10 protein-coding genes are annotated in these 17,791 nt (G+C 47.4%); 7 read left to right on the forward strand and 3 right to left on the reverse strand.

The window, feature by feature from the left end; all coding sequences use genetic code 11:
- Nucleotides 1–11: 11 nt before the first annotated feature.
- From ED312_RS13465 to ED312_RS13475, 3 genes are all read left to right on the forward strand, one after another.
- Complete coding sequence (locus tag ED312_RS13465) at nt 12–3,161, forward strand: SusC/RagA family TonB-linked outer membrane protein (RefSeq protein ID WP_123216539.1); 3,150 nt, start codon at nt 12–14, stop codon at nt 3,159–3,161.
- A gap of 247 nt (nt 3,162–3,408) precedes the next feature.
- Nucleotides 3,409–5,130: a RagB/SusD family nutrient uptake outer membrane protein gene (locus tag ED312_RS13470; protein ID WP_123216540.1), complete on the forward strand. Its 1,722-nt coding sequence runs from the start codon at nt 3,409–3,411 to the stop codon at nt 5,128–5,130.
- Nucleotides 5,131–5,455: 325 nt separating this feature from the next.
- A complete protein-coding gene (locus tag ED312_RS13475; RefSeq protein ID WP_123216541.1) occupies nt 5,456–6,355 on the forward strand; it encodes a carbohydrate kinase family protein in 900 nt (299 codons plus the stop codon).
- 8 nt (nt 6,356–6,363) lie between these two features.
- Here the strand turns inward: ED312_RS13475 and ED312_RS13480 are convergent, their stop codons facing one another.
- Nucleotides 6,364–7,293: a LysR family transcriptional regulator gene (locus tag ED312_RS13480; RefSeq protein WP_123216573.1), complete on the reverse strand. Its 930-nt coding sequence runs from the start codon at nt 7,291–7,293 to the stop codon at nt 6,364–6,366.
- Nucleotides 7,294–7,394: 101 nt separating this feature from the next.
- Here ED312_RS13480 and ED312_RS13485 point away from each other — a divergent pair, with 101 nt between their 5' ends.
- The 4 genes from ED312_RS13485 (at nt 7,395) to ED312_RS13500 (ending at nt 11,731) form a co-directional block, all read left to right on the forward strand.
- On the forward strand, nt 7,395–8,009 hold the full coding sequence (locus ED312_RS13485; protein ID WP_123216542.1) for an NAD(P)H-dependent oxidoreductase: 615 nt from the start codon (nt 7,395–7,397) through the stop codon (nt 8,007–8,009).
- A gap of 70 nt (nt 8,010–8,079) precedes the next feature.
- Nucleotides 8,080–9,255 (forward strand): MFS transporter, encoded by a 1,176-nt coding sequence (locus ED312_RS13490; RefSeq protein WP_123216543.1) that lies wholly within the window; start codon nt 8,080–8,082, stop codon nt 9,253–9,255.
- A gap of 23 nt (nt 9,256–9,278) precedes the next feature.
- Entirely contained in the window at nt 9,279–10,409 is a 1,131-nt protein-coding gene (locus ED312_RS13495) for an alkene reductase (RefSeq protein ID WP_123216544.1), read from the forward strand.
- A gap of 26 nt (nt 10,410–10,435) precedes the next feature.
- On the forward strand, nt 10,436–11,731 hold the full coding sequence (locus tag ED312_RS13500) for a serine hydrolase domain-containing protein (protein WP_123216545.1): 1,296 nt from the start codon (nt 10,436–10,438) through the stop codon (nt 11,729–11,731).
- Nucleotides 11,732–11,828: 97 nt separating this feature from the next.
- Here the strand turns inward: ED312_RS13500 and ED312_RS13505 are convergent, their stop codons facing one another.
- Nucleotides 11,829–15,230 (reverse strand): PA14 domain-containing protein, encoded by a 3,402-nt coding sequence (locus ED312_RS13505; protein WP_123216546.1) that lies wholly within the window; start codon nt 15,228–15,230, stop codon nt 11,829–11,831.
- Between the two features lie 100 nt (nt 15,231–15,330).
- Nucleotides 15,331–17,778 (reverse strand): glutaminase family protein, encoded by a 2,448-nt coding sequence (locus ED312_RS13510; protein WP_123216547.1) that lies wholly within the window; start codon nt 17,776–17,778, stop codon nt 15,331–15,333.
- Nucleotides 17,779–17,791: the final 13 nt, after the last annotated feature.

Genomic DNA, 17,791 nt, shown 5'->3' on the forward strand with positions numbered 1-17,791 from the left:
AACCAAAACATATGAAACGATTATTGTTCTGCCTTCTGCTGTTGGCACAGGGCTACCTGTATGCACAGGAAACCGGAGTGAATGGTACGGTGACCTCGTCTGAGGACGGGCTTCCCCTTCCCGGGGCCTCCATTCTTGTAAAAGGGACTACCAAAGGTACCGTATCCGATTTTGATGGTAATTATAGTCTCCCCGACATCCCTGGCGGGGCCATACTGGTATTCAGTTATGTAGGATTTGTTACAAAGGAGATCCCGGTAAACGGAAAAACACAGATTAATATTGCCCTGGACACAGATTCGCAACAACTGGATGAAGTTGTTATTGTAGGGTATACCAGGGAGCGAAAAGTGGAAATGACAGGGGCTATTTCCGTAGTAGACATGGCTCCGCTGGAAGGGCAAAGCATGAGCTCCGGGAGCACCATGCAGGCCCTACAGGGCCGTGTGCCCGGGCTGTTCGTAGAGAAGTCGGGAGACCCTACGGGGGCAAGCAGCCGCATTCTTATCCGGGGAGTGAGTACCCTGGGAGACAATAATCCCCTTTACGTTATAGACGGGGTTCCCACCGTCCGTCCGGAAGTCTTTGCCAGCATCAATCCGAGCGCTATTGAGTCCGTCCAGGTGCTCAAGGATGCTTCGGCATCCTCCATATACGGGGCAAGGGCAGCCAACGGGGTTATCGTGGTCAGTACCAAAAACTCCACAAGGGGAGAAGGTGAAAAATTCAGTATCAGCATAAACTCAAACATTTCGGTCCTTTCCGAAAAGAAACAGCGTTACGATATGCTGAATGCGCAACAGAGAGGTGAAGCATTGTGGCGTGCCTCCGTGAATGACGGGGCCGATCCCAATAATGCCTATGGAGAGATTTACGATTTTAACTGGAACGGTGACTTTACCAGCCCTGTGCTTAACAGTGTATCCGTACAACCCTACGTGGGCGGAAATACCGATGTCCCTGCGGGAGATACGGACTGGCAGAAAGAAACCTATGAAACCGGGTATGTATATAATAATGATGTGAGTATTTCCGGGGGAACAGACAAATCTTTCATGTTGCTCAACCTGGGATACCTGAAAAATACGGGTATCCTGAAATATACAGGTTATGAACGCTATTCGGCCAGGTTTAACGGAAACGTAAAACTGTTTAAGGACAAGGTACGGGTAGGCATAAATACCCAGCTTTTTACTTCCAATGAAACCCTGGCCTCTCCCGATGTGGGAAGTGCCCCTACTCCCGGGCTGGCCATTACCCTGGCACCGACGATCCCCGTCTTTACGGCTACGGGAGAATATGCCGGGCCGATCGGCTCCGGATACTCCGACCGGAATAACCCCGTGTATATGCAATACATTAACCGGTGGGACAATACCGAAAGGACCACCCTTTTCGGAAATGTATTTGCAGAAGCCGATATCTTTAGTAACCTGACGTTCCGCACCTCTGTGGGAATAGACCACAACCGCTTTCACCGGAAAGATATAGAGACCACTGTACAGAACGGTTTTATAACCAGAAGTGTCAATAAATTGACACATGATACCAACGATTATACCAGCTTTACCTTTACCAATACCCTGAATTATGAGCTGAAGCTTGGCGATCACAGGATCGGGGTGCTTCTCGGTACCGAAGCGATAAGGACGGACTTTAATTCCATCGTATCCTCCGGCCAGGGCTTTGCCATAGAAACCGGAGACTACTTTACCCTTGGTGCTGCTTCGGGAAACCGTACCACAGACGGTACTTCTACAGGCAGCCGCCTATGGTCGCAGTTCGGTAAGCTCAGTTATGCCTTTGCCGATAAATACCTGGCTTCCTTTACCCTCAGGCGGGACGGATCTTCGCGTTTCGGAGACGACAACCGCTACGGCTACTTCCCGGCAGCAACCGCAGGATGGCGTATCAATCGCGAAGAATTCCTGAAAGAAAACAACACTATATCGGATCTCAAAATACGTGCGGGCTATGGAGAAGTAGGTAACCAGTCTATAGGTGATGTGGCCCGCTTCGGATTATATGAAGCCCGGTACGGCCCCAATCAGAATGTATATGTACCGGACTTCTTTAATATTTATTATAATGTAGGAACTGCCTATGACCTCAACGGTAATAATACCGGGAACCTGCCTTCCGGCTTTGTCTCAATACAAGCTGCCAACAGCGGATTGAAATGGGAAGAGACCCGCGAAATGAATGTCGGGCTGGATTTCGGATTTTTCCAAAACAAAATTGCCGGTTCTTTCGATTATTTTGTGAGAAATACCGAAGGCATTTTAATACAACCTCCTGTGGCCTCGGTACTTGGCGAAGGCCGGCAACGCTTTCTCAACGGGGCCTCCACCCGTACCAAGGGATGGGAACTGTCCCTGGCTTATTCCGACACCTATGAAAACGGACTGTATTTTGCCGTGTCTACCAACTTCGGGGCTTTTAAGGATAAAATCACCGAACTTCCCGAAGAAGTAAGGACCGCTTATCCCGGAACTGCAGAAAATTCTATCATCGGTCATTCCCAGTTTTCCATTTACGGGTACAAAACGGACGGGCTGTTCCAGAGCCGGGAAGAAGTAGAGGCACATGCCACCCAGGTAGGTGCAAGGCCGGGCGGGATAAAATTCGTGGATCTCAATGAAGATGGTATTATCAATGCAGACGATCGCGACTTCCTCGGTACCACACTCCCCGATCTGGAATATGGCATTCGCATTGATCTCGGATATAAGAACTTCGACCTATCGGTGTTTGGTTCCGGAGTCACCGGACGTATCGGGATCGATCCCTATATTTTCTGGAACAACTTTGTACAGGGACGGGAAAATGCCGGGCTGGGTGTCCTCAATGCCTGGACCCCCGAAAATACGGATACGGACATCCCTTCCCTTTCCCTGGTGAACAATGACACCCAGGACTCGGATTATGTATACCGCAACAACTCCTATTTTAAACTGAGAAACGCCCAGTTAGGGTACAACCTGCCCAAGGAACTGATCGAAAAATGGGGAGGAATGACCAACCTGCGGTTTTATATGCAGGGAGAGAACCTGTTCTGGATCACTCCGAAAAACTTTGTGGGGGCCGATCCTGAAAGGACTAACGTCAATGCCATTCCGGTTCCTACCACTTTTTCACTTGGGATCAATATCGGGTTTTAAAATGGGATAATATTCCAATGAGATAATGAGGTAATTAGATAATCCAATGTATACCGATGACTTTAAACTTATAATAAAACTAAACCAATACGGGTTTGGAAGTCATAGGTTTACAGCAGACTGAAAGTCTGTTTTGCCATCGATACACGAATCATTTTTAAAAACTATTAGTGTATTCGTGGCAAAAGTTTATAGAAACTAAAAATTACAGGGTTTTAATCTTTGACTGAACAATAAAAATAAACAAATGAAAGCAATTCACACCATATACTATACTCTCCTTGCCGGGACATTCTTATTGATGTCCTGCAGCAAGGATTTTCTGGAATACGATCCCAAAGGGCAGGTCCCCGAAGAGGATATTGCCACTGCCGAAAATGCCGAAAACCTGGTCACCACAGCTTATGCCGGGATTGCCAACGACGAAATGATAGGCCCCCTCACCCATTTATGGGTGTATGGCAGCGTACGTTCGGACGACGCCTATAAAGGTGGTGGTGGAAGGAGCGATGTCGTTGTAGTGGACCATTACGAACAGTATAACCTTACCCAGGCCGATGATGGCGACCAAATGATACCGCGTACCTGGACTAATTTTTACAAAGCAATTTCCCGGGCCAATTTTGCCCTGTCGGTGATCGGGGAACTTTCCGAAGAAGAATTCCCTTTGAAAACCACCAGGATGGCAGAACTGCGCTTTCTCAGGGGACATTCCCACTTTATGCTGAAACTGCTTTTCAAGAAGATCCCTTATGTCACGGAAGGACTCAGCGATGAGGAGATACTACAGATTTCCAATGATGTAGACAATGAAGAACTCTGGAACAGGATCGCAGAGGATTTTCTCTTTGCTTTTGAAAACCTTCCCGGGACCCGTGAACAGTCGGGCCGTGCAGATAAAAGTGCCGCTGCCGCCTATATGGCCAAATTAAGGCTCTACCAGGCCTATGAGCAGGACGAAAATCACAATGTAGTGAATATTAATCCCTCACGACTGGAAGAAGTTATTACGTATGCAAACGAAGTATCCGGCAGCCTGGAACCGGATTTTGCGAATAACTTTCTCGATGGCCATGACAATGGCCCCGAATCCATATGGGCAGCACAATTTTCGGTAAATGACGGAACGGAAGTAGGCAGGGCAAGCTATGTTACCGGGCTGAATTCACCGCACGGAACTTCGTTGTACGGTTGCTGCGGTTTTCACCTGCCCAGCCAGAACATGGTCAATGCCTTTAAGACCGGTGCGGACGGCCTGCCCCTGCCCGACCATTTCAATGCTTCAGATATGATCGATCCCGAAGATTTTACCAGTGTCGATCCCCGGCTCGACCATACGATAGGTGTACCCGGACGTCCCTTTAAATACCGCAATACGGTAAACGAAGAGGGCGATATGATTTACCGGACAAGCTGGGCCAGGGATCCCGGTGTTTACGGCTTTTTCGGAAATATGAAAGAACAACAGGCTCCCGACTGCTCCTGTTTTGTAAAGGAAGGACCCTTTATAGGCACCTCTAAGAACATAGATTTTATACGATATGCCGATGTATTGCTTTTTAAGGCCGAAGCCCTGATACAACTGGGCAGGTACAATGAAGCGCTGCCTATTATCAACGAGTTACGGGAAAGAGCTGCTGCAAGCACGGCCCGACCTATAGAAGCCGGGGCAAGCAACATATACAACATAGAACCGTATCCCTCATTTTCTTCCAAAGAAGAAGCCCTGAAAGCCCTCAAATTCGAGAGGAGACTGGAATTTGCCATGGAAGGGCACCGTTTCTTCGACCTGGTCCGCTGGGGAGAAGCCGCAGCAGTATTAAATGCTTACCTGAATGAAGAAAAAACGAAGCGGGACTTCCTGGCCAATGCCCGTTTCACCGCAGGAAGAGATGAATATTATCCGATCCCGCAACGGGAGATCGATTTTACCGGCGGAGGATTGTACAAACAAAATCCGGGGTATTAATACAACCGTCACATCGGACGCAGTCGGGGTGTTTTTCAAGGCCGGAACCTCTCGGCTGCGCTACCGAAGACGTTTTTACTCTGCGGTTCTTTGTGAATTCTCTGAGCAACTTTGTGTGATAGCTATTTCACAGAGATACACAGAGGTTTCGCGGAGTTTCACAAAGAGTACTCATTTAATAATTAGCTTAATGTCATCCCTATTTATGCATTTGCTAAAAATGTTAAGTTTCGGAATGACTATAAAAACAGGGAGATCGAATTCAGACTTCCCATATTTAATTTTTCGTAATTTGTAACGGCAAACCTGCCTGAAAACCATAAAAGTGAATAAAGAAAAAAAACTCAGGGTAATATCTTACGGTGAAGTGTTGTGGGATTGTTTTCCGGACCACAAAAACATCGGCGGAGCACCGCTTAATGTAGCTATGCGTATGCAGTCCCTCGGATGCCATGTAAGCATGATAAGCGGCATAGGCCGTGATGACGACGGTAAAGAAATAAAATCATACCTCGAAAAGAACGGGGTCAATACCAAAGGAATTGCCGAAATAGAAAACCACTCCACCGGCACGGTACAGGTAACCCTCAACGATCGTGGTTCCGCCACATATGAGATAACTTACCCTTCGGCCTGGGATAAAATACCATTTACCGATACGGCAGAAAAACTGGTCAATACTTCCGACCTTCTGGTATATGGCAGCCTTGCATGTCGTGACGAGGTAGCTAGGAATACCTTACATAAATTACTGTCCGGAGACATCCGTAAAGTATTCGATGTCAATTTAAGGAGTCCGCATTATACTATGGACACCTTAAAAGACCTGATGGACAAAGCCGATTTTATAAAATTCAATGATGACGAACTCTATGAGATCTCGGAAGCATTGGGTTCTCCCTACAAATCCCTGGAGCAGAATATGGAGTATATGGCGGAAAAAACCAATACACCGTCCGCATGTGTAACCAAAGGCAGGCACGGTGCGGTATTACTTCACCAAGGAAAGTGGTACTATAACAGTGGTTATAACATCAGGGTAAAAGATACGGTAGGCGCAGGCGATTCTTTTCTTGCCACATTACTTACCCACCTGTTCCATCACAAATCCCATCCGCAGAAAGCCATACATTTTGCATGTGCCATGGGTGCATTGGTAGCGGAAAGCGAAGGTGCCAATCCCGTTATAAGCCGGGAAAGGATATCCGCCTTAATGGTAAGGTAGAAATATTTTTATCCGGCTATACTTTCTTTTTCCACAGGTTCATAAGAAGGCATTTTCCTTTCGAAAATGTCTTCTATGCATTTTATTTCATCGGCATAGATCGTCTTTTTACGCATAGCGAAGTAAAGCGTATTCTCTATGGGTGTTTTTCCTTCCCAAAGCAATTGGATATTCCCTTTTTCTATCTCATCCATACACAGAAAATCGGGAAGTACGGCAAGGCCTTTCGCCCTGCTCAGGCAACGCACGATAGACGTCTTGTTCGGAACAATATAATTACATTTAAAATCGGGATGTTTATTGAAATTCACATTCCAGAACCTCTGCAGATTTTCCATATCGCCCGTAGTCCCGTACCATGTCTGGCACTTCAGCCACTCTTCCAGGCGGCCGCGTTCTCCTGTAAGCAGTTCTTCAAAACCGTCCACGTCCGTATCCCTTCCTGCCACAAGTACTATTTTCTCTTTGGAAAAGGCCCGGTAATCTATATTCTTATCCTGACCTTTACGGGAACTTATCACCAGGTCGAGTATTCCTTTGTCCAGGTCATTGAGGGCATCCTTGTATTCCACAAACTTGATAATAACATCAAAAGGTAAAGTGGAAATAAACGGTTCCACAGTATACTGAAAGGTTTCCATACACATGCCTACACTAATGGTAGGTTTATCCTTTTCCGTACTTTTCCGGAAACACTGTTCGGCATCCTCCAGCTTGGCTATAGCCTCCTTAATATGGTTGTACAATACCTTTCCTCTCTCCGTAGGCACCATTTTTCTCGAAGAACGATCAAATAATTTATACCCCGTATAGGATTCCAGCGAACTGAGATGCAGACTTACCCCGGGCTGGGAAGCATAAAGAGCCTGCGCAGCACCGGTAAGGGTGCCTGTTTCATAAATAGCTTTAAAAGTCCTGTACCACTCCAGATTTACCATACCATAATTATTATAATTATGATACAAATATATGATTTATATTATTTTAATAATACATGAAGTAGCCATAATTTTGTCCTGTAATCTTAAAAGACATAGCAATGAAAAAGATATTCATTATTAACGGCGGACAAAAATTCGCACAATCACGTGGCCGGTTCAATGAAACCCTGACAAACATAACCCATGATTTTTTTAAATCCCGGGAAGGATTTGAAGTAAAGACCACCAATATTAACGAGAAGTATATTCCAAAAGAAGAAGCCCGGAAATTTGCCTGGGCGGATGTGATTATTTATCACATGCCTATCTGGTGGTTTCAGCTTCCCCACAAACTAAAAGAATATGTAGATTATGTTTTTGAAAGAGGAGACATCTATAATGGTGACGGCCGGTCTTCTGCCAATCCTGCTATCAACTACGGTACCGGCGGATTGCTCAAAGGAAAAAAATATATGGCTACCACCAGCTGGAATGCACCTAAGGAAGCTTTCACCCTTCCGGGGGAATTCTTTCAGCAAAAAAGCGTGGACGAAGGCATTTTATTCGGGTTTCACCGGATGAACGCCTTTATCGGACTAGAGCCGCTGGAAGGAATCCACTTTCATGATATTGTCAAGAACGGGGATATGGAAAGAGATATCACCACGTATAAGGCCCACCTGGAAAAAGTGTTTTTTCCCGTGATTTCCGGGTACAAGAGTCTGATCTCATAATACCACGTCTAAAATCCATACTATATTATGAAATCGACATGTGACCATTTAGAACTATAAAAATAAACGCATGAAAAAAAGCTTATTATCCCTGGCACTGGGAGGCCTGGGTATCGGGGTTACCGAATTTACCATTATGGGAATGCTGCCCGATGTATCCAAAGATCTCGATATTTCCATCCCGGTAGCGGGTTATCTTATTTCGGCCTATGCATTGGGAGTGGTGATCGGAGCGCCACTGTTGGTGGTAAGTATGGACAGGTTTTCCCCAAAGAAAGCACTGGTGTTGCTCATGGTTCTGTTCACCCTGTTCAACGGATTGTCCATTATTGCTCCGAACTATGAACTTCTCCTGCTATCCAGGTTCGTATCCGGGCTTCCGCACGGGGCTTTCTTCGGGATAGGATCCGTCATGGCCAGCAGGCTTGCAGACAAAGGCAAAGAGGCACAAGCCGTAGCCTTCATGTTCTCCGGACTTACCATAGCCAACCTGCTTGGTGTTCCGCTGGGCACCTATATAGGACATCACTTTTCCTGGCGTTATACCTTTCTGCTAATCACCTTTATCGGGCTGGTTACCATCCTGGCACTGCGGTTCTGGATGCCTAAGACGGAACCGAGGAAAAATACCGGGAATCCCTGGAAAGACTTTGCCATTTTCAAAGATGGTAATGTTTGGTTTATGGTGCTTATATTTTCCGTGGCTCCGGGAGCACTTTTCGCATGGATAAGTTATATAGCGCCCTTGATGACGGAAGTATCGGGCATTGCCGAGAATCACCTGCCCTACATCATGATCCTCGCAGGATTCGGAATGTTTGTGGGGAACCTGATCGGCGGAAAACTCTCCGATGCCTTTTCCCCGTCTGCAACCGTTATTACCGTACTGGGGTTCCAGATAATATGCATGGTTCTGATCTATTATACCGCATCCTACTCCTGGGCTTCGCTGGCCATGACGTTTCTTACAGGAGTAGCCACCTTTGCCATTGTTCCCCCGCTTACCGTATTATTGCTCAATTCGGTAAAGAGCGAAGCGGAAATGCTGGTGGCCTCCCTGGGCCCGGCCTGTTTTAATATTGCAAATGCACTGGGAGCGTTCCTCGGTGGCATTCCCATAGATATGGGTTATGGCTATACTTCCCCGGAGTGGGTTGGCGTTGCCATGGCTGCGGCGGGCATCGCCATTTCACTCTTGTTCCTGAGGCGAAACAAAAAGCTGAAATACGCAGTGGAAAACAAATAATTCGCAAATCTGAAAATATTACCATGAAATATATAGAACTTTCCCTTTTCAAAGGGCACAGGGTGGGAGAGTATACCACCAAAAACAGGATCGTTATGCCTCCCATGACCAGGTCCAGGGCGGCAAAAGGTGAAGTGGCTACTGACCTTATGGCCCGATACTACAGCCAGCGGGCATCCGCAGGACTTATTATTTCCGAAGGTACGCAGATCAGCAAACAGGGACAGGGTTATGCCTGGACTCCCGGAATATATACACCGGAACAGGTGAAAGGCTGGAGAAAGGTTACCGATGCCGTACATGAAGCAGGCGGATTGATCTTTGCCCAGTTGTGGCACGTAGGCCGTATTTCCCATACGTCCCTGCAGCCCGATAACGGAGCTCCCGTTTCTTCATCTTCCCTGGTTGCTGAAGGTGTTAAGGTCTTTATCGATCCCGAAGGCAAAGGCGCTGAAAACGGGATGGGTGAAATGGTACAGCATTCCACGCCAAGGGCGCTTACCACTCCGGAAATCCGGGAGGTCATACGGGATTACGCAAAAGCTGCAAAAAATGCCATGGAAGCCGGTTTTGACGGTGTGGAACTTCACGGAGCCAACGGATATCTCATTAACCAGTTCATAGACTCACAGGCCAATAACCGGACAGATATATACGGCGGCTCCCTGGAAAACAGGTTGCGCTTCCTGGATGAAACCGTTCAGGCCGTTACTGCCGCCATAGGGAAAAAGAAGGTAGGAGTGCGCCTTGCTCCCCTTACTACCCTGCAGGGTGCGGTAGATGACAACCCGGAAGAGACCTATACGGCAGCAGCAAAAATCCTGAATAAAAGGGGGATTGCTTATATACATATAGCGGAGGCTGACTGGGATGATGCTCCTTTAATGCCGGTATCTTTCAAAAAAGCATTGCGCAAAGTGTTTGCCGGAACCATGATCTATTCCGGCAAATACACCCGGGAAAAAGCCGAAACCGCACTCGCTGAAGGATGGGCGGATATGATCGGCTTCGGACGCCCGTTCATTGCCAATCCGGATCTTCCGTATCGCCTGGAGTATAATATACCTTTTACCCAGGGGGACCCTTCTACGTATTTCGGAGGTGGGTCCAAAGGATATACGGACTATCCTTCAGCCGGGAAAACCCAGGAATAAGTACAAACCTCTTAATTGAAAAAACGATGAAAACATTTTCAAAAAGAAATACTGCAGCAAGATTTATCGCTTTCTTCCCGATGCTTTTCTCCTTCGTTTCACATGCCCAGGGAACACAAGGGATTGATGCGGAGCGCCTGAAACAAATCGATTCTTTTGTTCACAGGCATATCGCAGACAAACATATTCCCGGTGCAACGGCACTTATTATCCGAAATGGAGAAGTGGTGTATAACAAGGCTTTCGGCTATGCCGATACGGAAAGCGGGAAGAGGATGCAGACCGATAACATTTTCCGTATTGCATCTCAAAGCAAGGCTATTACCAGCCTTGCTGTGATGTTACTCTGGGAAGAAGGGAAGTTTTTGCTGGATGACCCCGTTTCCATGTATATACCGGCTTATGAAAATATGACAGTCCTGAACACTTACAATGAAAAGGATACGACGTACACCACCTCCCCGGCAGAAAGACAAATTACCATCCGGGACTTGCTGAGGCACACCTCGGGTATTGCCTATCCGGCTGTTTTCAGTGACAAACGGATGTGGGCCATTTATGAAAAGGCAGGTATCCCCAGTGGTATCGGGTCTGCCGGTTCTACTATAAAAGAAAAAATGGAACTCCTGGCCAGAGTACCCTTACAACATCAGCCCGGCGAAGCTTTTACCTATGGTATCAATACCGATCTCCTCGGGTACCTGGTGGAATTATGGAGCGGGCAGACTTTTGACAACTTCCTTCGCAAAAGGGTATTCGAACCATTGGGAATGGAGGACACGTATTTTCATATTCCGGAAGAAAAACAATCGCGCCTGGTTACCCTATACGAAAGTACTCCCAAGGGACTGGAAAAGGTAACCAGTTCTATTTACGAAGGTGTAAATCCCCTCTTCCCCAATCAGAAAGGAACTTATTTTTCGGGAGGTGCCGGACTCAGCTCCACGACTTCGGACTATGCCAGGTTCCTTACTCTTTTCCTCAATAAAGGGACCTACAACGGAAAAAGACTGTTAAGCCCCAAAACAGTAGAACTTATGCTTACCAACCAGCTAACCCCCGAAATGCGTATTTCCCCCTACCCTCCGCAACCGGATGATTTTCAGTTCGGACTGGGATTTGCCCTGGAAACCGAAAAGAACGATTACCTGTCACCCTTTTCTATCGGTACTTTTAGCTGGGGAGGCGCATTTAATACACATTACTGGGCAGACCCGGAGGAAAATCTTATAGGAATACTTTTTACCCAGGAATACCTGTCCCCCTATTGGCGTATAGGTGATGAATTTGAAACACTCACTTACCAGGCAATTTCCCGGTAGTTCTGATACTCACATAAAACTGCCTTCCCCCACCTTAACAGGGCTTCGGAAGGCAGCTCAGCATGAAGACTCCGGTTTTAAGGGGCAAACAGGTCCCTTAATCTTTAATAAAGTGCTTTGTTTTTTCTTCTCCGTTCACATAAAAACGGATGATATATTGTCCGCTCTTCAATGATGAAACATCCACTGCTTCATCCGGTCTTACGGTCTTAACCGGCATAACCTTACGCCCGGCCATGTTATAAATGGCCACTTCGGTCTTTTCGGAATCAAACTGCAGACGCAGGTCTCCCGAAGAAGGATTGGGATAAAGTATAGTTGCATCTTCCTTTTCTTCGGCCTTTTCTGTTTGAACAATAATTGTTTGCCCAGAAGCATACAGTTGATTTCGCGGTATGATCTCTTTGGGCTGGGAATCACTGGACCACCGCAGCCTGCAATTGGCCCCGCCGTAATTTTCAAAATATTCCAGTCGTATGTCGTATTTCTGTCCGGCTTCCAGGGTAATAGTACCGAAGTATTCCACATCCCAGTCATCTATCCAGGCATCGATAATAAGTTCGCCGTCAATCCATAGTCTCCTGCCGTTATCACTGGTGATGTAAAATGTGTATTCCCCGGAATACCTGGGTTCTACTTTTCCGTTCCATCGTATGGAATAGTCGTCTACATCCACACCAGTTCCCGGGGAACCTTCGCCCCAGTCAAAATCGATTGAGGGGTCTGTCCTGGAAAAAACGAAAGTGTCGAACTCCATACCGTTGTAATAATCTCCCGTGAGCCCGTCGCCATTACCCACTGCCGGAGCAGATACAAGTTCCCACTTTGCAGAAGCCTGACCGGTATCGGTATATTGTACTACACTGGCTTCCGATGATGTACTTTCATCTTCAGCGGCAATGACCTTACCACTGTGTACGGCAATAAATTTGTAATTGCCCCCCTCACGAACAGCAATAAACTGCTGGTTACGGGCTTCATAGTTGGTTCGCTGTGAAATATTAGTACCGTCGTCCAACCCGGATTGTTCCACATCCAGGCATTTGGCACTGTGATATACCGTAATGGTATATACTCCGTTACCCATGTGTTCCAGGTTAAAGGTCTGGTTGGCCTGGTTATTTTCGTGCCATAATTGTACATTCACCCCGTCCGACACTCCTCCGAGCCCTCCCCGGACATCCATAAACAACCCGCTGTTTATGTTTTTGAGAGAATAGGTGCCTTCCAGTTCCGTATCTCCGTCGGCCATTACCTTGAGAGAACTCACCTTATTTTTCCAGTTGCCGAAGCATCCCCGGTTGGTATTGATCTCTTTGGACGCCCCTCCGAAGTTATCTTCTTCGTACAGCACCGCTTTATATCCCCGGGCAATTTTCAGTGCTGCGATCTCTTTTTCCCGGAATCCGCGGAGTTCCAGGTCAGCCAGTTTGTATTCTCCTATGGGAAGTTCTGCATGAAAGCCTTTAAAACCACATTTTTCATAAAATGTCACCGGCCCTTTGGAGCTATCCGGGCGGCTGTAAAGCTGTCCCTTCGGCACAATTTCACGCATCTGGGAGATGCTTTCCCATTCCAGGTGACAGAAGGCATCATCGCTGTCTTCAGCGTATTCGAGTAAGATATCATATTTCTCCCCGGCAGCCAGGGTTATCGTACCGCTTCCGGTCTGTGCACCCCTTGAATCGTAGGCATCCATAAGTACCTCTCCGTTTACGGTAAGTCTCACGCCATCGTCCGACTGCACATAAAAAGTATATTCTTCATCATATAAAGGCTGTACCTGCCCGGACCATTTCACGGAGAACTGATCGGTCCCCAGTTTTTCCACATCGGGAGAACCGGTTCCCCAATCAAAATCGACATTCGCATCGGTCTGACTGTACCTGAGTTCGTTCCGGTTATATCCATCGTAATAATCTGCCCTGAGCCCATTACCGGTACCCACCTGTAATCCGCCGAGATTTTTACGGATAAGCCACACGAACTCGTCCGGTGCCACTACCCGTACGTTGGGTCCCAGGTTCTCGATACATTCCAGCACATCGTCCACTCCCCTGGACCAAACGTGAACGGGGATGAGGCTGTAACCATCCTCGGAATAAATGTCGGTAGATGCCTGATTGAGTTGTTCAGCAAGTGGCCCGGGAGAAGAGAGGGTCCCCCATAAGGTATACCTGCCACCAATGGATGGTTTTCCGTTATACCAGTCTATTTCCCCCTGCCTTCCGGTATAATTGGCCCCGTAGCTGTAATAGAAGAGGGCATCTATATTATCCTGTCTGAGATAGGCTGACGGGTCATTATCACTATCATCCGCATCGATGATATTTACGATCCTCAGGTCTGCCTTTTTCATATAGCGATTCAGCAATTCGCTTTCCGCTTCAAGATCGGCATCCGGATATCTTCCCGGCAGGTGGTATCCTCTTCCGGAAGGCCCTGCGATGAGCACATTCCGGCCTTCGGATGTGGTAAGACAGTTATCCACATATTTTTCATAGACCACGGGGGCGAGTTCCGCAAGTGCGGGAGAAATCGTCCACCCGAGGTTAACGCGGGCACGATTCGGATTGTTCCAGCTGGTGGGACTATCGTGTGAACCGAGAAGCCACTGTACGTTATCGCCGTCGGAAATGACAAAGCATACCGTATGAACATCCGGGACTACTTCAAAGGCCTTCACCGGTTCTTTCTGACGGAATGTTTCCTTAGTCGCGGGAATATTGGTGAGGGTTGACATATTAGGGCCCCAATCGGACGGGTGTATCACCGCGGAATTCAGGGACAATTGTTCTACCGTCTCATATTCCTGAGGGCCCCAGCCGAAATAGGTGGCTCCTTTGTCCATCCGGCTATACACGTTATTGGCCAGTGTTCCGGAAGGCGAATCGTCCCAGAACTGGAAAGCTCCTGTGAATGCGCTGTAATCTCCCAGGTGATATACCCGGTCGTCAGAACTCTGCTGATAGGATGCGATGGTGGTGCTAAAAAGATCCCCGTAATTGGCAAGCGCCCAGGATTCATCCTTGTCCCTTACATCCAGTAGTTTTTCGAGTCCCGCACTTATGGCGGTCTGCTCTATATCCGCGGGGATGGCCACGGCATTCATTACACCGGCCAGGGAGATGGCTACATTGGTAGACCTGTCTTTCGGATTACAAAGGATATATCCGTCCAGCCTGCCGGCAAAATGTTCCAGTAGTGCGGGGAAATCCGTGTAATATGTATCATCCACCGTTATTCCCGTATTCTCCACAAGACCCCTGTGACCGTAAATATCCCTGAGTATTTCCGGTTTGTCTTTGGCAATTACCCCCATAAGGGTCTGAAGGGCAATAATTTCCGAAGGGGCATAGTTCTCCGAAGTGAGGAACAAACGATCCGGCACGGCTGAAAACGGGTAAGGGCTCCCTTCCACACGGGGCACTGTTTGTGCCGCAACACATAGCACGGATGAAATCCCGGCCAGGATGCTGTAGATTAATTTTCTGTTCATGGTGTCATTTCTGTTTGGTTAATTTTACAATTTGAGGGCAAAAAGGATTTATGAGCACCGATAACTGTTTCCCGGCCGGAATCAACTATCCGGTATTATATTATTTCTTCCATTCTTCTTCCAGCAGTTTTATAAAATAGCCTCCTACTACGCTTCTGGCCTGGAACCCGCGGACATCCCCGCTAGATGTAAAATGCCAGTCACTCATGGGCACCCTGTCCTTACTTTCTGTGGCAAAAACGTGCACAGGATCTGCGAGTTTCATAAACCCGGACTTCGAATCCGTCAGTGTCGCCGTCCACAATATCCAGTCCGATTTGGTGTAGTCGGACCTGCTGTCCAGGGGCAGACCGTACTTGTTCTGGTTCTTCAGGTAAAAGGCTATTTCTTTCCGATAGACTTCTTTCGGGAACAGATCAAGGTCAAGTACTTTATCCCAGACGAGATTGTATTTCTGGCTCCAGGTGTTACTGTCGTCGAACGTAAGCGCATAATGATCTCCCGCATCGGCGAGTTCCTGCCATTTCCCGGTCATTTCTTTGGCCATTGCCGTATATTTTTCAGCTACATCTTTATATCCCAATTGATCGGCAAGATACCCGTAACACCCGAGGGCTACTATCGCTTTTACGGACAGGTTGGCGTTTCTCGCCAGGTGTCCGGCAAAATCATCCGTACACAACTGGTTCCCGGGATCAAAGCCTTTATCTGCCAGGTAATTGGCCCAGGTGGTAAGCGTTTCCCAGTGCTTTTTGGCATAACCGGCATTGCCTTCAGCCCTTGCTATGGCCGCCGTGAGAATAATCATATTTCCGGATTCCTCAACGGGCATGGGTTCTCCGTATACCACCCCGTTCGCTTTGGGATATGTACCTATATCATGGGCAGGGAAAGGTTCTTTATACCTTCCGCTTTCAGAATAGTAAAAAATCCCGGTAAGCATACCTTCCATAAGTTCAGGATTGTACAGGAGAAATAGCGGTGCGGACGGGTAGGTCACATCAACGGTATTGATACAACCGTTACTGAAATTCTCTTTGGAAAGGAACAATACCTCACCGTCAGGGCTCTCTACCAGCTTATGAGCCGCAATACTCTGCCGGTAACCGATCTCGCATATCTCAGCATATTTCTCACCCCCTGCCGCCACGGCTTTCTGACGCAGATCGCTGTCAAATGCATCACATTTTTCCATGACGTCTTCGTACCGGAAATAGGCTTTTTCCAATTCGTTCTGAAAGGTATTTTTCCCGTCTTTATTCCACCACGGGCGCAGGTTCTGCCCGAAATACTGGATAGAATAGATATCGTCATAGCCAAGCAGGATCAGGTGTTCCTTTTCGGAACGGATCTCTTCTTCGGGAAAAACGGTGTTCAGCATCAGTTGCTTTCCTTCCTTTACCTCCCCTGAAACCGTATTTCCGGAGATGAAATTTTCCGCGGCTTCCGTGGCAGGGGAAACATATTGTGTTGCTTTTGCGGCACCCGGGGCGGCAACATACATATAGCCCCAGTCAATACGCAGGTTATCTCCCTTTTTCTCCAGGACAGGTTGTTCTGTGGTACCTGCTTTCAGGTATGAGAGGTTTTCCGTGGACGATTTTTCCGTAGTCATCAACTGGCCGGGTACATTGGATGCTACTGCAGAAGAAGCTCCGAAATATACCTGCACTTTATGAGCCTTGCCATCTTTAGGCGTAGTTTTTACGGAAATATAGGATACCGGTCGGGCAAAAAGGGTGAGATCGTCCATAAGCAAAGGAGAGGTAAACGTAAGGTCTACGTCTACCGGACCGCATTCCAAAGTATATGTGGTTTGTGTTGCAGAAAGATTCAGAGCTTTTTGCCTGGCTGCAATGGCTTTGTCTTTCGGAACTATTTTTTCCACGATACCTGCATCCAACCATTGTCCGCCTGCTGTATTCCGTATGTGAATAGCCAGCACATTTCCTTTTTTCTTTAGTTTTTTCCGGACCTTTTCCGGGATGTCATAGTATTTGAATTCGTTATTCCAGCATTCGCAATCGTATACCGGCTCTCCGTTGATATATACTTTTACGTTATCATCATGACGGAGTTTCAGCAATATTTCTTCCGAAGGGACGGCAGAAAGGTCAAAGGTACGCCTGTACCAGAGGGCTTCACTCTTCCAGGAAGTCCCGGCCTGATCGTTATCCCCGAAAGGGGCAGAGGATACAGACCAGTCCGAATCGTTATAGCCGGGTTGTTCCCAGCCTTGTCCGGGGTTTTTCTCCGTACTTTTTACTTCATAGGCTTCACTGTCTGAAGCGGGAAGTACATCTTTATAATTTACACCTTCTTTTCCCAGGAAACGGTATGTTTTCCCGTCTACTTTCACAAACCCCAGCAGGGATTGATCGGTTCCTGTCCAGTGCGTGGTGGGCGTGGAATTTACCTCGTCGGCAAATGACCAGATACTAAAATAAGGATCGTGTGTTATAAGGGGATATGCAGGTGCCTGCCTTTGCTGGGCATAACCGGCCTGGAAAAACAAGATGGTAAACAGGATCTGAATTAATTTTTTCATCACGGTGATTTTA

It is taken from the genome of Sinomicrobium pectinilyticum (genome assembly GCF_003725735.1).
Taxonomy (GTDB): Bacteria; Bacteroidota; Bacteroidia; order Flavobacteriales; family Flavobacteriaceae; genus Sinomicrobium; species Sinomicrobium pectinilyticum.